General features: G+C 69.7%; 19 protein-coding genes and 2 pseudogenes. 6 read left to right on the top strand and 15 right to left on the bottom strand.

Annotated elements, in window-relative coordinates:
* Window positions 1-31 precede the first annotated feature (31 nt).
* Window positions 32-607, top strand: coding sequence for an ATP-binding protein (locus tag AB0K15_RS28535; RefSeq protein WP_364056896.1), 576 nt, complete (start codon window positions 32-34; stop codon window positions 605-607).
* A gap of 128 nt (window positions 608-735) precedes the next feature.
* Here the strand turns inward: AB0K15_RS28535 and AB0K15_RS28530 are convergent, their stop codons facing one another.
* Entirely contained in the window at window positions 736-1197 is a 462-nt protein-coding gene (locus tag AB0K15_RS28530; RefSeq protein WP_364056893.1) for a phage tail protein, read from the bottom strand.
* 109 nt (window positions 1198-1306) lie between these two features.
* The gene (locus AB0K15_RS28525) at window positions 1307-5011 is read right to left on the bottom strand and encodes a S8 family serine peptidase (protein ID WP_364056890.1); all 3705 of its coding nucleotides are present in this window, start codon (window positions 5009-5011) and stop codon (window positions 1307-1309) included.
* Between the two features lie 156 nt (window positions 5012-5167).
* On the opposite strand from AB0K15_RS28525, the gene AB0K15_RS28520 reads away from it, so the two are divergent.
* Together AB0K15_RS28520 and AB0K15_RS28515 are read left to right on the top strand one after the other, a co-directional pair.
* Complete coding sequence (locus AB0K15_RS28520; protein WP_364056887.1) at window positions 5168-6163, top strand: helix-turn-helix domain-containing protein; 996 nt, start codon at window positions 5168-5170, stop codon at window positions 6161-6163.
* Window positions 6164-6204: 41 nt separating this feature from the next.
* A complete protein-coding gene (locus AB0K15_RS28515) occupies window positions 6205-6954 on the top strand; it encodes an MBL fold metallo-hydrolase (RefSeq protein WP_364056884.1) in 750 nt (249 codons plus the stop codon).
* A gap of 316 nt (window positions 6955-7270) precedes the next feature.
* On the opposite strand, the gene AB0K15_RS28510 is transcribed toward AB0K15_RS28515, so the two are convergent.
* From AB0K15_RS28510 to AB0K15_RS28490, 5 genes and pseudogenes are all read right to left on the bottom strand, one after another.
* Window positions 7271-8293 carry an FAD-dependent oxidoreductase gene (locus AB0K15_RS28510; protein ID WP_364056881.1) on the bottom strand — a complete coding sequence of 341 codons (1023 nt, stop codon included), beginning with the start codon at window positions 8291-8293 and terminating at the stop codon, window positions 7271-7273.
* 113 nt (window positions 8294-8406) lie between these two features.
* A complete protein-coding gene (locus tag AB0K15_RS28505; protein ID WP_364056878.1) occupies window positions 8407-8691 on the bottom strand; it encodes a dienelactone hydrolase family protein in 285 nt (94 codons plus the stop codon).
* Between the two features lie 481 nt (window positions 8692-9172).
* Window positions 9173-9364: pseudogene (locus AB0K15_RS28500) on the bottom strand (dienelactone hydrolase family protein); the annotation flags it as partial.
* Between the two features lie 309 nt (window positions 9365-9673).
* Window positions 9674-9925 (bottom strand): hypothetical protein, encoded by a 252-nt coding sequence (locus tag AB0K15_RS28495; RefSeq protein ID WP_364056875.1) that lies wholly within the window; start codon window positions 9923-9925, stop codon window positions 9674-9676.
* Between the two features lie 744 nt (window positions 9926-10669).
* Window positions 10670-11599, bottom strand: coding sequence for an NADP-dependent oxidoreductase (locus AB0K15_RS28490; protein ID WP_364056872.1), 930 nt, complete (start codon window positions 11597-11599; stop codon window positions 10670-10672).
* 83 nt (window positions 11600-11682) lie between these two features.
* Between AB0K15_RS28490 and AB0K15_RS28485 the strand changes: the two genes are divergently transcribed.
* A complete protein-coding gene (locus AB0K15_RS28485; protein ID WP_364056869.1) occupies window positions 11683-12252 on the top strand; it encodes a helix-turn-helix domain-containing protein in 570 nt (189 codons plus the stop codon).
* 97 nt (window positions 12253-12349) lie between these two features.
* Here AB0K15_RS28485 and AB0K15_RS28480 read toward each other — a convergent pair whose 3' ends face one another.
* The 4 genes and pseudogenes from AB0K15_RS28480 to AB0K15_RS28465 all read right to left on the bottom strand — a co-directional run bounded on the left by AB0K15_RS28480 (window position 12350) and on the right by AB0K15_RS28465 (window position 14975).
* The gene (locus AB0K15_RS28480; protein ID WP_364056866.1) at window positions 12350-12535 is read right to left on the bottom strand and encodes a hypothetical protein; all 186 of its coding nucleotides are present in this window, start codon (window positions 12533-12535) and stop codon (window positions 12350-12352) included.
* Between the two features lie 99 nt (window positions 12536-12634).
* Window positions 12635-13606, bottom strand: coding sequence for a hypothetical protein (locus AB0K15_RS28475; protein WP_364056863.1), 972 nt, complete (start codon window positions 13604-13606; stop codon window positions 12635-12637).
* Window positions 13607-13820: 214 nt separating this feature from the next.
* Window positions 13821-14193 (bottom strand): annotated as a pseudogene (locus AB0K15_RS28470) (PHP domain-containing protein); the annotation flags it as partial.
* Between the two features lie 146 nt (window positions 14194-14339).
* Complete coding sequence (locus AB0K15_RS28465; RefSeq protein ID WP_364056860.1) at window positions 14340-14975, bottom strand: hypothetical protein; 636 nt, start codon at window positions 14973-14975, stop codon at window positions 14340-14342.
* A 382-nt stretch (window positions 14976-15357) separates the two neighbouring features.
* Here AB0K15_RS28465 and AB0K15_RS28460 point away from each other — a divergent pair, with 382 nt between their 5' ends.
* The gene (locus AB0K15_RS28460) at window positions 15358-16374 is read left to right on the top strand and encodes a terpene synthase family protein (RefSeq protein ID WP_364056857.1); all 1017 of its coding nucleotides are present in this window, start codon (window positions 15358-15360) and stop codon (window positions 16372-16374) included.
* Window positions 16371-17141 (top strand): squalene/phytoene synthase family protein, encoded by a 771-nt coding sequence (locus AB0K15_RS28455; protein WP_364056854.1) that lies wholly within the window; start codon window positions 16371-16373, stop codon window positions 17139-17141. Before AB0K15_RS28460 ends, AB0K15_RS28455 begins: the two co-directional genes overlap by 4 nt.
* 434 nt (window positions 17142-17575) lie before the next feature.
* Here AB0K15_RS28455 and AB0K15_RS28450 read toward each other — a convergent pair whose 3' ends face one another.
* The 4 genes from AB0K15_RS28450 to AB0K15_RS28435 all read right to left on the bottom strand — a co-directional run bounded on the left by AB0K15_RS28450 (window position 17576) and on the right by AB0K15_RS28435 (window position 20883).
* A complete protein-coding gene (locus tag AB0K15_RS28450) occupies window positions 17576-18628 on the bottom strand; it encodes a hypothetical protein (protein ID WP_364056851.1) in 1053 nt (350 codons plus the stop codon).
* Between the two features lie 427 nt (window positions 18629-19055).
* Window positions 19056-19547 (bottom strand): hypothetical protein, encoded by a 492-nt coding sequence (locus AB0K15_RS28445; protein WP_364056848.1) that lies wholly within the window; start codon window positions 19545-19547, stop codon window positions 19056-19058.
* 522 nt (window positions 19548-20069) lie between these two features.
* Complete coding sequence (locus AB0K15_RS28440) at window positions 20070-20249, bottom strand: hypothetical protein (protein WP_364056845.1); 180 nt, start codon at window positions 20247-20249, stop codon at window positions 20070-20072.
* An 85-nt stretch (window positions 20250-20334) separates the two neighbouring features.
* The gene (locus AB0K15_RS28435; RefSeq protein ID WP_364056842.1) at window positions 20335-20883 is read right to left on the bottom strand and encodes a CGNR zinc finger domain-containing protein; all 549 of its coding nucleotides are present in this window, start codon (window positions 20881-20883) and stop codon (window positions 20335-20337) included.
* Window positions 20884-20911: the final 28 nt, after the last annotated feature.

Here is a 20911-nt window from a genome sequence, read left to right as displayed (position 1 = left end):
AGGATCGGATCTGACGACATACGCTTGAGCTGTGGTCAGATGGCGCAACACCACCCATGACTGGGCCGGCACGGTGGACACCGCACACGTCGACGCCGTCCGCTCAGCGCCGGCCGAGTTCGCCCCGGGAGGTGCGCGGCATCTGGTGTTCGAGGTCTTGGCCTACGCCGCAGAGGAGGCAGAGTCGCGCGGCGGCGGGACCGCCGTGGTGACCCGGCACGCGGACGGTTCGATCTCCGTAGCCGACGACGGGCGCGGCACCGACACCCGCGTCGACGCTGCCGGGCGCACAGTCAAGAAGCCGGTCATGGCCACCAAGGACCTGCGCTTCTTCGACCACCCGGCGGCCGCCACTCTGCCTGACGGGCATCCGCGCCGGGGCATGTCAGTGGTGGCAGCGCTGAGCGAATGGCTCGAGCACGTCAACCGCCGCGCGAACGGATCGTGGAGACAGCGCTACGAGCACGGCATCCCCGTGACAGATCTGACCCCGATCTGCGATGACGGCACCACAGGCACCACCGTCCACTTCTTTCCGACACTGCGCGGTCCGGTGGACTTCAGCGGGCTGGACTTCGGACCGCACTTGACGGTGGTCCTTCGCTGACGGGCCGAACCGCACACTCAATGCCATCGCGGCCTCGCCGACAACCACCGATCGATGCACGCTCGGTCGGCGGAGAGCGGGCTGACGCTCATCCGGCCCGCGGTGGAGGACATGGCCGCCCCTCGGGGTCAGTACTCGTTCTTGATCACGAAGTAGGACCCGCGGATCGTCCCCGCCAGTTTCGACTTCTGGCGGGCGAACTTGAACGCCGAGAGTTCCTCCGGGATCTCCATCCCATCGGACAGCTTGAACCCGACGGCCCGCTTCCCGGCTTCGTCCACCGTGTACATGACGTTGATCGACAAGCCGTTCTCGTAGAAGACGTACGCCATCCGGATGTTCTCGACCTGGAACTCGGACGCCTCCAGCGGAGGGGAAGCGATGACGATGCCGCGTTCCTCCGAAAGAATCCGGTGCACCCACTCGACGGTCGCCGCGGCGTCGGCGGCGGGTTCGACGATGAAGACGTGGTCGTACTTGTTCTTGAAGTACCGGGCCTCGTTCGCGCGCAGGCCGGCGAGGGCGTCGGCGATCGGTGAGGACTCCAGGCCGTCGGTGGAGACGGTGGTGAAGTCGACGGTGTAGGGCATGGGTACCTCCGCGTCCGGGTCCGGCGTCGGACACCGAGCCTAGGCGCAGGGGAGCCCGGGTGCGCTCCTGCGACCCGCCCCGAAAGAGGGGCGGGCCGCAGGAAAACGATCAGCGAAGCCCGAAAGCCCGCACGACCGTCTGCGTGACGGAGTTGCCCGCGGAATCGGACGCCGTCACCCGCAGCGAGGCGAACCGCGCCTTCTTCGGGGCGTCCAGCCGGTAACCGCCTCGGTGGTCGTCGGAGAGGCGGGTCCAGGTGGTGCCGTCGTCGTAGGAGACCTCCACGCGGGGCGCGCGCGGAGTGCCGCCACCCGCGACCGAGACCGGGGTCAGGCCCACCGAGACCGGGGCGCGTTGTTCGACGGTGACGCCGAGCTTCGCGTTGCGGGGCACGGTTCCGGAGGTGTCGAGGTCGTAGCGGATCTGCAGCAGCGGCAACAGGTCCTGTTCACCGGACACCTTCGGGGCGGCCGAGGTGAACGTCCACGCCGTGGTGGTCGAGGACGAGTAGGGGCTCAGCGACGCGTCGCGCTGGTTCGCCACGACGAGCCGGTACTGCCGCGGCCCGGAGCTGGGGGCGGTGGGGTACAGGATGAGCCCGTTGTCGGATTCGCCCAGCTTCGTGTCGCCCTGGAACAGCGTCACGGTCTGGCTCGAGTGCTGCGCGTCGGAGATCGCGCCGACGTGGTCGGCGTTGCCGTAGCCCGGCACGTCGATCCGCATCTGGTCGCCGGTGCGCGTCGGGCCGAGGTAGTTGTTGTTGAGGTACGGCCGCTGGATCGGGGTGAACCAGTCGTCGCTCGACACGCTGCCGGGCCGGTACGTCCGCGCGACGCCCCACTCGCCCAGCACGCCGTCGGTGACCTCGTGGCCCCACCGGTTCGCGCCGTCGGTGGTGACCCAGTCGGTGCGGTGGCCCCCGGCGGCCATCGCGACGTAGGTCCCGATGCCCCACTCCGAGTACGTCGGGAAGTCGTACCGCCACTCCTCACCGCCGCCGCTGGGGACGGCACCCGCGAACGTCTCGTCGACCCGCGCGAGGTTCTTGCCCGACGCGTGGACGACCATGTCCCGGGGCAGGTCGTCGTCCCACGTGTGCATGAGGTCGTAGAGGTACGCCGGCGCCGGGTGCGACTCCGTGCGCAGCGTCGCGTTGTGCTGCTTTGCCTGGGCGATCAGCTTGGCGCCCTCGTCGGGGCTGAGGAGCCCGACGTCGATCGGACTCGGGTGCAGCGAGTCCGTGCCGAAGAACAGGCTCTGCCGCCCGGGCCGGTCGTTGGCCACCAGCAGCAGCTTGGCACCGGCGTCGGCCGCGGCCTTGGCCAGCTCGGCGGGGTTCGCCGACGCGGTGCGCCCGACGACCACCGCCTTGCCCCGCGCGCCGAGACCGGCGTAGTCCGACGGCGCGCCATTACCCGCGAAGACGAGCGGCAGGTTCCGGGTTCCGTCGGGCAGCGGGGTGACACCTGCCTGCCGCAGGACGTCGGTGTAGTCGGTGCCCCGGGCGGAAAGCGTCAGCGCCGGCTGTTCCTTGCGCCACCGCGCGCCGACGATGAAGTCGCCGTGCGTGACCTTGCCCTGCGGCTGGATCCACAGGCTGTCCACGCCCGTGTCGGCGAGACCGAAGTCGTGCCAGCGGCCGTCCTGGTTGAGCATCCGCGAGTACTCGAGCCGCAGGTAGCTGGGGACGCCGGGCTGCGGGGTGGTCTCGTCGACCAGCCGGACGTGCCGGGCGTCGAGCGTGATCGTGCGATCCCCGTCGAACGTGAAGTCGGGGTCGCCGAGCAGCGCCACGCCTTGGGAGTTCGGGCCGTGGACACCGGGCACGGCCAGGTAGCCGAGCGCCGAGTACTGGTCGTCGGGCGTGTAGAAGCTCACGCTGCCGTCGACCGGCACGGGGATCGGGTTCGGATCTCCCGCGCGGAGCACGATGACGAAGGCGGACGCGGGCCGGCCGGCGGCGTCCTTGACGTCGATGGTCAGCAGGTGCGTCGGCGCGCCGAGCGAGACGGCGGTGTGCGCGGCGAGCGCGCCGTCTCCTCCGGTGGCCAGGATCTGGGCGGTGACGCCGTCGGAGGCGCCGGGCGCGGCGTGCGGGTCGATGGTCACGGTGACCGCGGCGGTGCCGTGCGCGGGCACGGTGACCCGGTCTGCCGAGAGCGTGAACATGCCCTGGGGCACGCCGGTCCCGGCGATCGAGAGGGCGAGGTTCACCGGAGTGGCACCGAAGTTGGTGTAGGTCACCGGGCGGCGGACCGCGCCGGACCCGTCCTGCCCGGCGTACGCGGTGGCCGAGGCGAAGATTCCGGCGCGAGCGGCGGCCGCCACGTCCACGCGGCCGCTGCCGGCCTGGAACGCCGTGTAGTCGGGAGTCTGCTTCGCCGTGCTGGTCAGCAGGTCCTTCAGCTGGGCGCCGGTGAGCTCGGGGTGCTTCGCGGCGAGCAGCGCGGCGGCGCCGACCACGTGCGGCGTGGACATCGACGTGCCGCTGAGCGTCTGGTAGAAGCCCTCGCCTTCGGCCGCGTACTGCGAGCGCGCGGCGAGGATGTCGACGCCGGGGGCGGTGATCTCCGGTTTGAGCGCGCCGTCGCCGACCCGGGGACCTTGGCTCGAGAACTCGGCGAGGTGGTCGGTGCTGTCCACGGCGCCCACGGTCAGCGCCGCGTCGGCGGCGCCGGGCGAGCTGACGGTGCCGGGGCCGGAGGTGTTGCCCGCGGCGATCACGAACAGGGCGCCGGTCTGCGCGCTGAGCCGGTTCACCGCCTGCGACATCGGATCCGTGCCGTCGGAGGGCTCCTGCGTGCCCAGGCTCATGTTGATGATCTTGGCGTGCTCGTCGACCGCGGCCCACTCCATGCCGGCGAGGATCTCGGAGTCGCTGCCGGAGCCGGAGTTCGCCAGCACCTTGCCGATGTGCAGGCGAGCACCCGGGGCGACACCCTTCTCGGTGCCGCCGGACGCCGCACCCGTGCCGGCGATGGTGGAGGCGACGTGGGTGCCGTGGCCGTGGAGGTCCTCGACGTCCTCGCCGGGGACGAAGCTGCGCGTGTCGACGATGCGTCCCGCCAGGTCGGGGTGGCCCTCGTCCACGCCCGTGTCGAGCACCGCGACGTCGACGCCCTGCCCGGTGTCACCACCGGTCCAGACCTCGGGCGCGCCGATCTGCGCGGTCGATTCGGCGAGGTCGGCGTAGACCTTGCCGTCGAGCCAGATCTGCTTGATGCCGTCGGCGAACGCCCGTGAGGCTGCGAAGGACGACGGCGTCCCCGCCGTCACGGCGGCCCAGAAGTCCCGCGCCTGCGCGTGGTTCTCGGTGACGGCGGCGCCGTCGACGCTCGCCAGTGGCCGGACCAGAGCCGAGCCGCGGGGCGCGGTGTTCGCGCGAAATCCCGGGGCAGGGTTGGTGTAGGAGACGATCAACGGCAGGTCGGCGCGGTGCGCGTCGTCGTAGCCGGCGGCGATCAGGTCGGTGACGTCGAAGAGACGGCGGTCCAGGATCCCCTGGGCGAGGTAGGACATCGCCGAGGTCGGGTAGACGTACACGTCGCCCGCCGACTCCAGGATCCGCGCGTCGGCGGGGCCGCCGTCGGGCCCCTTGACCGAGATCGTCCCCCCGCTGTCAACGGTGTCGCCGGTCGTGTTCACCGTGACGACATCACCGGTGACCAGGGTGACGGTGTGGGTTGACGGGGCCGTGGGCCCCGAGGCTCTGCCGGGAGCGGCCGAGGCCGGACCGGCGACCAGAATCGAGCTGAGCGACGACGCGAGGCACGCGGCCGCCGCGACGGCCCGACGCTTGCGTGAAGTTCTCAACGAGGGGATTCCTTTCTGCGCAGGGGCAGACCGGCGGGCGCACTTGCCACGCCGGAACGGCCGAACAGTGCCAGCCGCCGGAACCCGTCACAAGATCCCCGCGTGGCTGCTCACTGCCACCTGGCACAATCCCGACAACTCGGGTAGGACATTCGCATGGAGCTCGGGGTCCTGGGGTTGTCCGCCGACGAGGAACGGGTCTATGAAGCGCTCGTCGCCCTGCCCGGGTCGACGGTCGCCGCGCTCGCCGACCACCTGTCGAACCCGCCGGACCCGGTGCAGCGGACGCTCGACGCTCTCGTCGGCAAGCACCTCGTGGCCGCCAGCGGCAGCCCGGCGCGGTACCTGGCCGCTCCGCCGGACATCGCGATCAACCAGCTCGTGCAGCAGCGGGAACGCGAACTGAGCGCGGCGCGGGCGAAAGTGCACGCGCTGTCGGAGATCCACCGCAGTGCGCACCGCACGAGCCCCGAGCTCGTGATCGAGCAGCTCACCGATCGCGAAACGATCGCCGCGGCCGTCGCGCACCTGGAATCCGAGGCGCTGCACCAGGTCCGCGTCTTCGACACGCCGCCGTACTACGAGCCGCCCGGGGGCGAAGGCGCCGCCCGCAACACCCAGGCGCAGATCGCCCGCCACCAGAACGACGGCGTCGCGCACCGCGTGATCTACAGCCTCGACGCGGTGGCCTGGCCCCGGAAACTGGAAACCGACATCCTGCCCGCCGTACGCGGCGGCGAAGAAGCCCGGACCCGCCGGACCCTGCCCATCAAACTCATCATCCGCGACGACCAGGACGCCCTCATCCCGTTCGACCTCAGCCAAAGCGGCCTGCAGGTCGCCTACCTCGTCCGGCGCTCCCCGCTCCTCACCGCGCTCGAAGCCCTCTTCGAAGGCGAATGGGCGCAGGCCGCTCCGCTCGACGCGTCCGCGGTGACGCCGGGTGGTTTCGGCAGCGGCCCCCGGCCGGACGACGAAACCCGCGCCCTGCTCACGATGATGATGGCGGGCCTCACCGACACGGCCATCGCGCGCGTGAACGGCTGGAGCACCCGGACGACGTACCGGCGGCTTCAGCGCCTGATGACGGAGCTGGGCGCGTCGACCCGGTTTCAGGCCGGCAGCCTGGCGGAACGCCGCGGCTGGCTGTGAACGTCCTCGCTTCGGGTCCGGGCACCTGACACAGTGGACCGATGCTGAATCAGGTGGCCGACGGCGTCTGGGTGCGGCAGAGCTCCTGGGTCTGGAGCAACGCGACGGTCGTGCGCGGGGAGGACGGGCTCGTCCTGGTCGACCCCGGCATCAGCGGCGCCGACCTGGACGAGCTCGCCGACGACGTGGCGCGGCTCGACGTCCCGGTGGTGGCCGGGTTCGCGACCCATCCCCACTGGGACCACCTGCTCTGGCATTCCCGGTTCGGTGACGTGCCGCGCTACGCCACCGCCGCCTGCGCCGAGGTCGCGAGCGGAGCCCGGGAGCGGGCGCGGGCGATGGCGGCGGAGAGCGCGTCGGGCATCCCGCTCGAACTGGTCGCGCTGCTGACCCCGCTGCCCGCGGACGGAGGCCCGCTGCCGGGCGAGCTCGTCGAGCACGAGGCACACGCGGCCGGCCACGCCGCGCTCCTGCTGGCGGACCGGGGCGTCCTGCTCGCCGGCGACATGCTCTCCGACGTCTTGATCCCGCTGCTGGACCCGCGCCGTCCCGGCCAGGTCGACGCCTACGCGGCGGCCCTCGACCGGCTGGCCGAGGCCGCCCGGCAGGTCGACGTCCTGGTCCCCGGCCACGGCGCCGTCGCCTCGGGGCCTGAGGTGGCGGCCCGCCTCGCCGCCGACCGTGCGTATCTCGACGCACTGCGACGAGACGAGGAGCCGGTGGACTTGCGGCTCGAACAGGAGTGGCTCGCGGGCCCGCACCAGGCGAACCTGGAGCAGGCCCGGCGCTAGCCCGGCTGACTGTGCCGTCAGGCCGGCGACGTCCGCCCCAAAACCACCGTCAGGTTCCCGAGCCGCTGCCTCCACCACGGCGACATCCGAACGCCACCGCGGCGGAGTGCCTTTCGTTCACCTGGCGTGACCTGCGCGACGGACACCAACCGCCGCGGCGTCTGAGGCCGGGCGCAAATGCCGTTTCCCCCAAGGAAATCCGGGGACAGGAGGACTTGATCCCAGGACTCACCGTGTCGCTCGGTGATCTCCGGGTCCTGGTCGCTGGTCGGCTTCGCCCATGGGTGACGAGAGCCCGTGATGCGGATTCGGGGCACTAGAAGCGGTGGAGGCGGCAGCCCGCCAGCGCGGGCTCGACGGTGCCGTCGACCAGTTCCCGCGCGACCAGGTGGCCTACGGCCGCGGCGAGCGTGACCGCCGAGTGCATGACCGCCAGGTAGAGGCCGGGCACTTCGGGAACCGGGCCGATGATCGGCTCGCCGTCGGCCGGCATGGGGCGCGCGCCGACCCGTGCGCTGAGCAGCTCGACTTCCGCGGCGCCGCGGAAAGTCGACCCGACGGCGGCGAGAGTCCGCTCGGGCGAGTCCGCGGCGGCGTGGAGCCGGTCCGGGGCGACCTGCCGGAGATCGAAGTCCCCGTTGTGGACCACGGTGCGGACCAGCCCGGCCGGGGCGCGGAGCCGGAGGAGCGTCGCCGGTGACGGGTCGACCGGGACGCGAATGCCGAGCGGCGCGGCCAGCGCGGCGGTGGCCACTCCGGCCGCGAGCACCACCGTCGCACCGGCGAGAGGCCCCGCGGCCGTCTCGACCCCGGCAACCCGCCCCGCGGCGTCCCGACGGACCGCGACGACCGGGGTGTCCGGGTGAACCCGGGCGCCGTGGTCGCGGGCGCCCGCGACCAGCCGCTCGACCACACCCACCGGGTCGGCGGCGCCGTCACCGGGTGCCCAGACGGCCCACTCCGGGGGCCGGCGCAGGGTGGGCTCGAGCCTCGCCACGGTCGCCGCGTCCACGATCTCCTGCCCTGGCCCGGCCTCCGGCGCGGTGTCCGCCGCGCCCCAGGACAGGGAGCCCGACCAGGTCACGGGGAGTCCCGGCAGCTCGGCCTCGAGCCGGCGGTACTCCGTCGCCGCGGTCACCCGCAGCCCGGCGGCCGGACCGGTGCGCACACCGGCCGCTCCGATCCAGGCGAACGACCCCGCCGTCACCCCGGCGCCCGGCCGCCCGCCGTCGACCAGCGTCACGACCGCCCCGGCCCGAGCGGCGTGATAGGCCACCGAGGCGCCGACGATGCCGCCGCCGACGACCACCAGGTTCCCGCTCACCAGTGGGCTCACCACGTTGACGATCTTACGGTCAGCAGGCTCCGCCGCCGCTCTGTTCCGAGGCGGGTGTTCAAAGCGGCAGGGTCGTGGTCATCTCTTCCCGTCGCCACCCAAGGGCCGGTGGCACCTCAACCCAGTCGTCCCGCAGCCGGAGGCGTTACCGGCAGGGTTCGCGCCAAGAACTCCACTGTCAGGTCCCACGCCCGAGCCGCCGCCTCCGGCCGGTGGAACATCGGCGCCACCCGGTTGTGGAAGGCGTGGCCCGCGTCCTCCTGCACGTGGATCTCCGCCCCGGGGTGCGAGGCCACCGCAGCCTCCACCACGCGCACGTCGGGCCGCGGGATGAACGGGTCCTGCCCGCCGAGGCGGAGTGGGTTTTGTTTACGTACTCGTGTCTCGCGCGAAGCGGTCACTTTGGACGTGCCGTCTTGGCTTGTAGCCGCGGCGGCGACAACCGGGCGCCGCTCACGAGTCGGCCCATCGTCCCTTCTTTGGCTGGGTGAACCACTCGGCAGCGCGCCGCGCCAGGTCCTCGACTGACGAGCCGTTCGCTGGGAAACACAGACCGTCGGGTCCTGGCAGGTCGATCAAGGCCTCCTCGGCCCTCACCCCATCGTCCCAATTGGGGCATGACGGACTCCAGCCGCCGCGGAGGCCGCGGCGGTCGAAGTCCACTCGCAGAGCGTCGCGAATGACGTGTTCCTCGATCAGATCCAGGGACGCCAGGAGCCAGGGCGTGCCGTCGTCGCGTGCAGCCAGTAGTCCAGTCCTGGAGCCAGTGCGTTGAGCGACGTCGCGAAGGCGAGTTCCTCTGCAATCGGCCCACCCTCGCGCTGTCAACCCCGTCAACGAGCTCGGCGGTCCCCAGCTGACCCTACAGTCGTAGTTCCGCCTTCACGCTGGCAATGTGCGCGCCAAGAATTCCACCGTCAGGTCCCAAGCCCGGGCCGCCGCTTCCGGCCGGTAGAACATCGGCGCCACCCGGTTGTGGAACGCGTGCCCGGCGTCCTCCTGCACGTGGATCTCGGCGCCGGGATGCGTAGCCACCGCCGCTTCCACCACCGCAGCATCCGTGCGCGGAATGAACTGGTCCCGGCCCCGAGGAGGAGTGAATCTTGTTTACATATCGTGACTCGTCAAGCTGTAAAGCGAATCGGGGCCGGGGAAAGTCGCGGGCTCCTCAGGGAGGGTTGCACGTAGGCGACTATGGGTAACTCGCTGACATGTGGCGTACGTCAGGGCTGCTGGGCGGGCGGTTGTCGTTGCTCACTCGATGCGCTGCCTGCCACTCGGACTCCCTGCGCCGGGGACTGCCATCACTCAGCTTGCGGTGCTGGCGCCGTGGTTTCCGCTCTTGGTTTCGTCGGTGGTGCCACTGATGGCTTGTTTATCTCCTCATCGCGCGCGGGACTCGGCTTCCTTGATCGCCAAGTAGCGGTCGTGCATGTCGGAATTCCCAACGTGTGTGATGGCGGCGTCGAGCACGCCGTCCATCCATAGCCGCTTGACGCCGCGCATCTGCCGGTCTCCCTCGTCCAAGAGCGTTCGAGCGGTTGCCTGATCGCGCACCAGGGGGACGAGCAGGAAGTGCTCTTTGACGAAGTAGCGCCAGAGTCCTGCGTTCTTCCAGAACGGATCGGAGGACATGGCACCGGCGCATTCACGCAGCGTCGCCCAGGTGCCCTCGAAGTCGCCCGACGTTCCTCCACTAATTCCAGTAGTAAAAAGCAGGACTATAGAAGCCCCTGACTCCGATTCTACGGAGCCAGGGGATTCTCGTCATCCTGATGGGGAAAGCGTAGCCCATTCGCCTTGAGGGCGCCAGGGTTTCACTCGGGAAGTTCACCATTCCACGGCGATCGGAAACTCATTTTTGAGTTGAACTCTCGGCAATTTCTCGGTTGGCAAATGCCGCGTTTTCACAGGTGGTGGCTCCGCCGGTTGGCACCGCTGGGTTCCCGTGGTGCTTCGGTGGTGGTGTTTACGCAGGTCAGATCGGATATCGCTCGGCCGCTGCCGCCCGGGACCCGGCGGGAGGGTGGTTCGTTGGTGCTTGCGCTGGTCAGGGTGATGAGTCGCAGCAGGAGGAGCATGGCCCCGCGCTGCGATCACTGGGGTTCGCCGCCCAGCCATGCATCCGACGAGGCTGTGCGCGTACTCGACGCTCTCGCCCGCGACGTAGTGGGGCCGGTGCACTGCGTTGGCTCTGCAAGCACAACGCCGTCCGCGGCGAGGTGCCGCTGGGGGCTACTGCCCACCGGGGTGTCCCAAGCACCGGCGGTGCAGGTTCTCAGATCTCGTGACATATCGATCTTGGTTTACCGGCGGTTTCGTCGGTTGTCTCACTGGATGTCATGCGGATTGGTCTCAGTTTCGTGGCATTTCTTCGGTTCACAGTGTGATCACGAGTTTGCCGTGGACATGGCGTCCGGCTTGCTGTGTCACAGCGTCGCGGATCTTCTCGATCGGGAAGGTAGCGGCGATCGGCACGGTGATCTCGCCGGCGAGGATCGCGTCGGTGATCCGCTGAGCGGCGCCAGGAACCGCGTCGAAGCCGCCGGTCGCGCGCACGCCGCCTGGCGGGTTGGGCCCCGCGGCAATGGTGGAGATCCGCTCGGGCGGCACGCCGAGTGCAAGCGCGGTCTCCGCCGTCTCGGTGCCGAACAGGTCGGTTGCCGCGGTCACGCCCTCGGGGGCGAGTGTCCGTACGCGGTCGGCCAGCCCGGGGCCGTATGTCACGAGCTCGGTGCCGAGCTGGCGCAGGAAGTCGAACGTGCTCTCCGAGGCGGTCCCGATCACCCGGGCGTCGGCGAGCTTCGCGAGTTGTACGGCGAACACGCCCACGCCGCCCGCGGCGCCGCCGACCAGAACGGTGTCGCCCGCCCGCAGATCAATGGCCGCCAACGCGGCGGCGGCGGTCATGCCGGCCACCGGAAGCGTGGCCGCGACCTCGTCGCTGATGCCCTCCGGCGTAGGCCAAAGAGCCTCGGACGCCACAGTGGGCGTCTTGACCACCACGAAATCGGCAACCGCCCTGCCCAGCGCGCCGCCGTAGACACGCTCGCCCACCGCGAAATCCGTGACGCTGTCGCCGACCTCGTCCACAACGCCGGCGAAGTCGTATCCGAAGCCGGAGGGCACGGTGATGCCGAACTGGGCCGCCGCTTCGGGCCGTGAGGCAATACCCCAGTCCATGGGGTTCAGCCCGGCGGCCGTGACGCGGACGCGGACCTCGCCGGGCCCGGCGTGCGGTTCCGGAACCTCCCGCAACTCCAGTACTTCGGGACCACCAAACGTTTCGTAGATGACAGCTCGGCTCATGGGAACCTCCAACAGGCACGGTGATGAGACTTGGTCCCATCACCGTACACGAGTGACGGGACCAAGTGCCGTAAGCTGTCCCCATGGCCCGCTGGCAGCCCAACGCATCACAGCGACTCGTCACTGCTGCCCTGGAACTGTTCGAGGAGCGGGGCTACGAGAACACGACGGTGATCGAGATCGCCGAACGCGCCGGGCTCACCAAGAGCACCTTCTTCCGTCATTTCCCGGACAAGCGGGAGGTGCTCTTCGGCGGGGGCACGATGACCGGACTGGTCGTCCAGGGGATCGCCGCGGCGCCGGCCGGGGCCGGTCCGCTCGAAGCGGTGGCTCATGCTCTGGACGTGATCGGGAAAGAAGCCTTCACGCTCGATCGTCGTGAATTCGGCGCCCGGCGGCAGGCAGTGATCACCGCCAACCCCGAACTGCGAGAACGCGAAGCGCTGAAGGGACTTGGCCTCACCGCATCGATGGTCGACGCGCTCAAGCGCCGCGGCGTTCCCGCCCTGACCGCACACGTAGCCGCCGAACTGGGCGCGCTCGCCTGGAAGATCGCCTACGAGCGCTGGAGTGACACGACCAACGACGAGGAGTTCGGCGAACTCGCACGGCAAACACTCGCCGAAGTCCAAGCAGCCAGCGCCTTGTGCTGACGGCAGACTCTCGGCAACACCACCCAGTCTCAACCACGCTTCGCAAATGAAGCCGAGAGGAAAACGCCGCTGAGAAAATGAAGTCAGTTTGGAGACGCTACAGGCGGGCAGCAGTCCTGTGAACGGTCACCGAAAGTCGCGGGGACGCTGCGGCGAGACTCTTCAGGTCCAGCGGGGTGACCTGGTCGGCGACGAGGGACACGGTGCCCGGCCCGACCTGGGCGATGCCGCGCACGAGCAGAGCCGGGCTGGACAGCCACAGCTGCCGGTGCCGGCGCCACACCGTTGACCGGATTACGGGGCGACACGCCGGTGCACCGTCGGCTGCGTGAGCCCGGCTGGACGCAGCATGCGGAGACATGTCGGACAGGCCCCGCTGGTTTCAGGCATGGGCAGCGATCAACCGCTCCATCACTTCGACGGGGAGTGACGGGTTGGCGACCGCGTGTCGGGCCAGGCTCGGGTCTTCCACGAGTTCGATCAGGACGTCGGTAGGCAGATTCGGGTGCTCCGCGGCCCCCCGTCGCGCGACGTCGTCCCCAAGGCAGAGCAGGAGGGTTTCCGCGCGGGTGTTCGGGTGTTCGGCAATCGCGCGGTAGGTCCGGCGTGCGGTGGCGTTGCGCGCCACGTGATGCAGCAGCTCCGGGTCGCAATGGGGGTTCGTCGCGAGCATGCGGAACAGGCTCGGCCCGTGCCGCGCGGCGAGTGCCCGCAGCCGGTCCGCTGACAGGGCGGGGTGCGGGGCGATCCCTTTGACGACACGGATGTCGTTGTCCTTCACGAGCACTTCGAAGACGTCCGCGGGCAAAGCGGTGCGCTGGGCGACCAACATGCGGACCCGTGCGGACTGTGACACCGCGAGAAGACGCAGTTCCTCGTCGGTCGCCGCCATGACGCGGGCCAACAGGTTTGGCCCGATCCGGGTCGACTCGGCCAGGTGCGTGAGCACGTCCAGCGGGACGGACGGGTTGTGCGCCACGCTTCGCCGCACGTCCGCGTACTCATCGTTCGCCAGCTCGCGCAGGATCGACTCCGACACCACGGCGGGGTTAGCGGCCAGGTCCGCACGGACACCAGCTGTGCGATCGGTCGCCAGCCGTTTCCTGGGCCCGCGAGGCAGGTCCGGCAGGCCAGCGAGTGTCCACCGAAAAATCATGCTGTTGTGGTCCAGCAGGGCGATCACCTCGTCCAACGGTGTGGCCGAATCAACTGCCCGAGCGACGTCCGGCTCGTCGTGCCAGGCTGTGTCGTGCGGCGATGCCGCCGGTCGGTCGGGCAGGCGTGCGCGCAGGTGGTTGGGCAAAGCCGGGTTTGCCGTCAGGCCGAGCAGGATGTCTCGGGCTTGTTCGTCCACTCCGCACTCCGGTCGGATCGCCGCGGTTCGCGGGTCCGCCTGGCGCGGAACAGTCCAGGGTACGGCCAGCACGGCACGCAGAACGCGACCCAGCTGGCAATCAGCCTGTACATCGTCTACAACGTGGAATCATTGAAGCGACCCCGTCGAGCACTTCCGAAGGGTCGGGCGCCTAACCCCAAGGAGGCGACGGGTGGCCCGTCACCTTCCGACGGGACAACCTGAGTGACAGTTCGGCGCCGTGGCCGGTGCGGATGCCGAGCTCGCGGCCGGCCTCGGCGAAGCGGACCGCGCCATACATGCCGTCGTGATCAGCCAGCACGACCGCGTCCAGCCCGCCGCGCGGCTTCTTCGACGAGTTGTTCGGGGTGGCTGGCGCCGTCGAGGAAGCTGAAGTTCGAGTGGCAATGCAGCTCCGCGTACGGCACCCGCGCGCTGGCGGCCTCGACATCCGCGCGCGGCCGCAGGCCCTGGGGCGGCTGGTAGCCCTCCCTCTTGTGCGAGCGTGGCGCCTCCTCGTCACCGACCGGCCGCGCGGGCGGCACTCCCCGGCCGGACGCGATCCTCTCCAGCTCCGACCTGGGCATCGGGGGTTGTTGAAGGCCATCGACGGCTCCCACTACGTCTTCGCCGTGGGGAGCCGGCAATCAGGTTCTTTCTCGAACGTGTGTTCGTATAGTGTGCCTGATGTGTGCTGATCGCAACATGCCCATCGTCACTGTGACTGTGACTTCTACTTGTCACTTGTGAGCGGAATCTGTCGCCGCCGCGCGTACGGCAGGTGCTGGGCTGAGATGTCATCGAGTTGGGCGGCGAGTCGCTGGGCGTAGGGCTCGAGCGCGTGGAGAAGCGCGAGAGTGTGGCTACCGCGGCCGCCATGGACACCGCGGCGGCCGTACATCATCAGCTTGTAGGCGAGGTTGCGAAACGGCAGGTCGGTCGGGCGGACGTGCGTGCGGTTTCGGAACAGCGGCAGGGCTGTGTAGTCGCTTCGGGTGATCGTCGCGGCGACGATGAGCGACGCGCAGTCCCGTTTACGTGGCCCCCAGTCGGTTCTGAGGAGCCTGAGGACCTCGTGCTCAGCCTCGGCGCGACGGAGCGGCTCGGTGAGGGCGTCCCAGTCGTTCGCGGGGATCAGCCACCCGTCGAGCCGGCGCCGCCGGTGCCGGTAGTTGATGGCTGGTGGGTCGGCGTTGAGGCTGTTGATGGTCGCGGCGGCGGCGGGGGCGTCGACTGCGGCTGCGGAGCTGTGCTGGTCGGCCCAGTTTTTGACCGCGTGCACGGCGGCGATGCCGAACGCGTCGGGAAGGTCCAGCTCGGCGTTGGCCTGCGCGACGGTGACGCCGAAGCCTGAGCACAGGCTGCTCACGGCGGCGAACCGGTGTTGTACACCACCCACAGCTGTCCGGGACGGATTCCGGCGATTGTCTCGCGGTTCCGGTGCGGCATTTCCCACGTGAGCGCCTTTTCGCCGCAACGGCACCCGATCCGGTGACCTCAGTGGCCCCAGGAATCTCGATCGGTGGGTTTCCTGGATCTGGCGTGATCACTTCGTCACCCAGACAGGGAGGGCCGACGAACCTGCTCGGCGGTCCCGTGCCGGTCAGCCCGGGCACCACACTTGTTCGGTGGCCTGGACTTCGCCGGGGGATACGGTTGCTGTCCATTGTCGAGGTCCGTCGAAGTCCGAGCTGTAGGAGGCTGATCATGTACAACGTGCGCGTCCCGTCTTCCGTGGGCAGGTGGTGACTGTGGCGGAGTTGTACTTCCCGTTTCCCGTCCACTCCGAGATCGGGCACGAGGAATACGACCGGGAAGCCGCGAAGTGGTTATCCCGATACAGCGACCTACCACAGGAGCAAGTGGATTCGATCGTGCGGTCGCGCACGGCCGCGGTCATGGCATTCCTGGTGGATCCGGCAAGCGCGGAGCGTCTCGAGCCGACCGTGGTGTGGGGCCCGGTGTACTTCCTGGTCGACGACGTCCTCGAAGCGGCATCCGCCGAGGATGCCGCGATCATAGCCGCCTGTGGCCAGCGCATCTGGGACGACCCGGACGCGCCTGCACCCGACACTCCGATCACCGCCATGGTCCGGCAGAACGCCCGGGAACTCCTGGCGCTGGCAACACCCGTGCAGCGGCAGCGGTTGAGGTCGGCCCACCAGCGGTACTTCGCCGCGATCGTCTCGGAGCACCTGCTCGAGGCCGCGGAACAACCGCCGTCGGTGGAGGTGTACACCGGGGTGCGCGAAGCCGCGTCCATCATGCCGGCAATGTCGGCCGTGGTGGAGTTCGCTACCGGAATGGAAATTCCCGAGCACGAATTCCACAGTCGATCGGTACAGGCGTTCTTCCAGGCCGTCCACCTCGCGACGAGCTGGGGCAACGACGTCGCCACCATCGCCAAGGATTTCCGGGAAGGCCACCACAACCTGGTCACCGTGCTGGCCCATCGATCCGGTTGTGGCGTCAGGGAAGCGGTCGACGAGGCAATCGCGGTGATCAGCAGCGTCTTTCATGCCATGGACGTGTTGTCCCACGAATTGACGCGTGACGGCGGGCCGGCGCTGCGCGCGTACGTGCGGTCCATGATCCGCATGGAGGGCGCGTTCATCCCGTGGCAGCTCTACTCCTCGCGATACTCGGACGTGCTGGCCGACGACCCCCTGACCATCACCCACACTCCCCCCCACGGTGTCGAGACACCACCGGACATCGCGGCGATCGCCTGGTGGTGGGACCACCTCCCCGTGCGGGACGCGGTATGACCGCGCCGGCGCTGATCGAGGCGCACCGGATGCTGCGCCGCTACTCCACCACCTGGTACGAACCGACGCTGGCCATGCCGGCGGGGCTTGACGAGGCGATCACGGGCGCTTACCTGTGCCTGCGCGCGATCGACGAGATCGAGGACCACCCCGAACTCGGCGCGGACGATCGGAGCACCCTGCTGATCGGGGTGGCCCGCACCCTGGAGTCCTCGATCACCGACCCCCGGTTGGACCGCGTGTTCGGCCCGCACCGCGAGAGTCTGCCCGAAGTCACTCTGCGCCTGGCCGAGTGGGCGGCGGTGATCCCGGACAGTATCCAAGCCCGGGCGCTGGAGACGGTCGCCGTCATGGCCGCCCGCATGTCCGGCTGGTGCCGTCCGGGCGTGACCATCCGGACCGAGCAGGACCTCGACCGCTACACCTACGCAGTGTCCGGCACCGTCGTGATGCTGTACAGCGACTTCTGGTCCTGGTACGACGGAACCGACACCGACCGCACCAACGGGCTGCACTACGGCAGAGCACTGCAAGCAGGCAACATCTACCTCGACCACGACGAAGACCTCACCCGCGGGGCAGACTACTGGCCGAACGGCTGGCACGCGGCCGAGATGATCCGCTACATCCGCGGCAACCTGGCCGGCGCGCAGGCCTACATCGATGCCATGCCCGAGGAGAGCCACGCCCGCCGCTTCTTCGGACCACCCCTGCAGCGTTACCTGGGCAAGCTGGCTGAGGTACAGCAAGCGAGCCACACGGGGTGACCAGCTTGATCGGGCTGCTTGCAGTGCGGCGCTAGCAGCCGGCGGCTAGGTCGATGACCCGTCGTCTTCGCCGATCGCGCCGAGAGCGAGGTGTTCCGCCGAGGGCATCGGCGCCGCTCTACGGTGGCGTCGAGTTGAGTGACGAGTTGCCGACAGACCCCAGCCCCACCGGCAGCCCACGGCCCGCGAGGACCGCCGCCTGGCTGCACCGCATTCAACGCCTGCATGCCGTTTGGTGACAGAAACCGTGCAAACTTGGTGACAACTGCTGAGCAAGCACGCCGCCGAACGCCGCGACTTGGTGGTGATCAGGTGACAACTACCGCGCACAGTCACAGTCACTGTGACCGTGATTTTTCTCTGTCACTTGTGAGCGGTATCTGTCACCGGCGTTGCTGGTGCGGTCCCGGTAGAGCACCGGTGTTACGGCCTGCTCAGGTGAGTCGGACCGCGCCCATGACCGCATGGCCCGGGATGCCGGCGATCGCGGACTTGCCGGGAAGCGGCACCCCGGCGATCCACAGCTGCCCGGTCGTGGCCGTCGCGAGGCCGAACGCGACGGCCACGTTCCGCATTCGGAAGCCGACCGTGCGGCCGTCGGGCAGGACGGCCCGGCCCTGGAGGCGGACGAGACCACGGCCGTTGATCGAGACCGGCCGGTCGAGCACCACGGCCAGCTCGGTCCAGGTGTCGGCCGCGAGTGGAGCGCGCAGCCGCACCGCGCGGACCACCACAATCAGCGCTAGAACACCGATGAACGCCGCGATGAACACTGCTCCGCTGCTGGCCGTTTGAAGGGCCCGCTCCTCCGGCAGGTCCGCCGCCGCCCAGCCCGCGAGGACGGCGATGACGCCGTATACCGCCGCCGGGTACCAACACAGGCGTGCGAGGTAGCGCCGATAGGCCGTGAGCACCGGATCGAGGCGTGGCGAGGTCGGCTCCCGGGCGCCGATCGGCAGTACCCGCGCACCAGGCGGCGGGCCGTCGGTGATCCGCGCCGCCCCGAGAACGCCGGACCCCGGCAACGTGATCATCGCCCGCTCACCCACCCGCAGCAGCCACAGCCGGCGCTCACCGGCCAGCTGCACCCGCAGCGGTGCAGGCATCCTGGTGCGCAGCCACCGGCCGTCGGGCAGGCGGACGCCGACCTCGCGACCCGCGAGGACCACCCCGTCCGGCGGGCAGTCGACTGGTTCGAACCGGGCCCCGAGGAACGGCACCGCCCGGCGGAGTGTCGCGAGAATGGCGATGGCCGCGACCAGGGCGATGCCGAAGAACACGACGAGGAAGAGTGGCGCGGCGACACCCTTGCCGGCGAAGAACAGGCCTATCCCGCCGATCACGAACGGCAGCGGGAAAAACAGGCTCGCAGCCGCACGGCGGCGCGCGGCCGCGTGAAGCTCGCCGAACACCGGTAGCGCGCCCGCAGGCACGGCGGGATCCGGCTCCCAGAGCCGGACGCGAACGGATTCCGGACGAACGGTCATTTCTCTCCCAACGTGCGCACAAGGTCAACCGATCGTCGGTACCCAGGCGAGCGGCGTTACTCGGCGACCTGATCAAGCTCCGGGTCGGCGTTGTACTCGGTGGCGTCGTTGGTGCCGGCAGGTGGAGGTGATCACGGGGAAGCCCTCAGGGTGGACGGAGGCGGGGCTGCCTTCTACGCATCGGGTTTCGCGCCGTCGTTCTTGTGGACCGAGGGCCAGTTTCGTGAGCGCGGCCTCCGGCCTGACGGCGGTGTCTGCGCGTTCGTCGATTCCGAGTACGGGCCGGCGGCGTTGTACCTGATCAGCGAATCCGCGCTGGCCGACCCCCCAGCCTGGCCGCCGAGCCGCGACGACGTCCCTTGCACCCCCTGGGTGAGGAGGCTGTGGTGGCCCCCGCCCGGGGGTGCGAAAGGTCGAGCAGCGGACGTCAGCCGGCGGCCGAGTCGGCGGGGCCTTCGATGCGAAGGATGCCTTCGTCTTCCTGGGCCAGGTACAGCGCCCTTGACGTCGGCTCAAGGTCGATGAGCACAGGCCGGCCGAGAGAGTCGAAGCAGCGGATCGGCTCGCGGGTGGTGCCGTCGGAGAACACCACGATCATGCCCGGCGGCGCCGGGGTGAACGGCCCGCGGATCCCGGTTGGCCCCGCGGTAGTGCGCGGTGGCTTGATGCCTTCGAAGGTCTCGTGCTGGCGGGCGGCGTGGCGAGCCCGCACCAAGCGTCCGAGCCCTTCGTTCAAGACGAGCGCGTACCGGTCGGCGGTGAAGCCGTGCACCGTTGCGGTGCGCTCGTCGCCGGTCTCGTCGTGGCGATAGACAGCTTCGAGTGGTTCCGCGGCCGGGATGGCCACGTGGCCGTCGAACTTCGGCAGGTTGTCAACATCGACTTGGGCGCGATCGCTGACCACTACCTCGTCGGTCAAGGGCGCTCCTCGTGTTCGGGCTGCAGGCCACGACCTCCAACGGAGAGAGCGCAGCCCGAGTTCCCCGCGAAGAGCCGCCGACGACGACTCCAGATCACGTGGACTCCTCGCTGCCCCTCGACCGGGTCGCTGGGGCGGTCGTCTGGTCGTGTGTCCAGCGGCCGGTCGCCGACCGCAGCGCTGCGCGGAGGTCGTCGCGGTCCGCGTGCCGGCGGCGACGTCGCGCTGGGCCGTGAACAGGTCCGTGGTGTCGATCAGGACGTCGCCTTCGGCGACGAGGTTTTCCAGGTCCCCGTCGCTGGGGATCGGCGTCGGGCGCGTGGCCGGGTCGTTGTGGCGGAAGCGGGTTTCCTTGACATAGTGCGATTTCCGGCGCAGGAGTTTGGCCAGGTCGTTGACCTTCGCTCCGGCGGTGTAGCCCTTGACCTCGACGAGTGCTTCCCACCCGGGCTGGGGTGTGGGGGTCGCGTACGCGCAGGTTCTTCGAGTCGCTGGCCGGGTGGGTTGACCTGGTCCCTGTCCTCACGGTGAAGCCCAGGTCTCGAGTGCGGTCTGGACCGCGTGTGCGAGGTCGTCGCCGTCGGCGGTGAGCAGACGGGCCGGACCTGCCGCCGCGGCGGCGTCCTCTTCGGCGACGCGTTCACGAGCGGCGGTCAGATCGCGGTCGAGCTCCTGCCACGCGAAGCTCGGGGTCGGCTGCATTGACCTCGTCGGGTTCGGAGTCGCCGACACCGCGGTGCAGCTCGACCTCCACCACGCGCACCGGACGCGCTCGGCGCCGCCTCGCTCACTTCGAGTGCTTGGTCCGCTTCCGGTACGTGGCGACGTTGACGCGGTTCCCGCAGATCTCGTAGGAGTGCCAACGCTGGGTGCGGCTGCGTGTGCTGTCGTAGAAAGCGTGGGAGCAGTCCGTGTTGGCGCACAGCCGGATGCGGGAGAACGTGCCGGCCGCGACGAGGTCCGCGATGGCACGAACGACCGCGCCGACGGCCGGTGACCCGGACACCTGCCGCAGCTCGACCCGCCCGTCGCCGAACATGGGGTGGAACGCGACGGAGGCGGCCGGCTGGTTCACCGCGACCCACGCGTCCTCCGCGCCAAACCGGCCGACCACCTCGACCAAACCGTCTCGCAGTGCCCGCACCTGCGGGAGATCGTCCTCGGCCAACGGCTGCGCGAGGAGCGGCTGCAGCAGCAGGTTGGCGGCCTCCGGGTCCGTGAGCGTTTCGTCGGAACGCGGAGTGGCGTGCGGGCGCGTGTTCAGCAGATTCACGATCGTCTTCGCGAGTACCGGCTCCTGCCGTGGCACCGCACCCGTCGCGTTTTCGCCCGCCATGTCCCCAGCGTACGGCGACATGGTCTTT

Origin of the sequence: Amycolatopsis sp. NPDC049253, from assembly GCF_040678995.1 — a bacterium.
In the GTDB taxonomy this organism is placed as follows: domain Bacteria; phylum Actinomycetota; class Actinomycetes; order Mycobacteriales; family Pseudonocardiaceae; genus Amycolatopsis.
The sequence above is the reverse complement of the archived record's forward strand: the minus strand, read 5'-3'. Positions and strand labels throughout refer to the sequence as shown.

Excerpts from the sequence above, each read along its gene's own strand:
- AB0K15_RS28530 (WP_364056893.1), bottom strand. The coding sequence starts at position 1,197 with ATGCCCTACACCGTCGACTTCACCACCGTCTCCACCGACGGCCTGGAG.
- AB0K15_RS28520 (WP_364056887.1), top strand. The coding sequence starts at position 5,168 with ATGGAGCTCGGGGTCCTGGGGTTGTCCGCCGACGAGGAACGGGTCTAT.
- AB0K15_RS28515 (WP_364056884.1), top strand. The coding sequence starts at position 6,205 with ATGCTGAATCAGGTGGCCGACGGCGTCTGGGTGCGGCAGAGCTCCTGG.
- AB0K15_RS28495 (WP_364056875.1), bottom strand. The coding sequence starts at position 9,925 with ATGTCCTCCGATCCGTTCTGGAAGAACGCAGGACTCTGGCGCTACTTC.
- AB0K15_RS28490 (WP_364056872.1), bottom strand. The coding sequence starts at position 11,599 with ATGAGCCGAGCTGTCATCTACGAAACGTTTGGTGGTCCCGAAGTACTG.
- AB0K15_RS28485 (WP_364056869.1), top strand. The coding sequence starts at position 11,683 with ATGGCCCGCTGGCAGCCCAACGCATCACAGCGACTCGTCACTGCTGCC.
- AB0K15_RS28455 (WP_364056854.1), top strand. The coding sequence starts at position 16,371 with ATGACCGCGCCGGCGCTGATCGAGGCGCACCGGATGCTGCGCCGCTAC.
- AB0K15_RS28450 (WP_364056851.1), bottom strand. The coding sequence starts at position 18,628 with ATGACCGTTCGTCCGGAATCCGTTCGCGTCCGGCTCTGGGAGCCGGAT.
- AB0K15_RS28440 (WP_364056845.1), bottom strand. The coding sequence starts at position 20,249 with ATGCAGCCGACCCCGAGCTTCGCGTGGCAGGAGCTCGACCGCGATCTG.
- AB0K15_RS28435 (WP_364056842.1), bottom strand. The coding sequence starts at position 20,883 with ATGGCGGGCGAAAACGCGACGGGTGCGGTGCCACGGCAGGAGCCGGTA.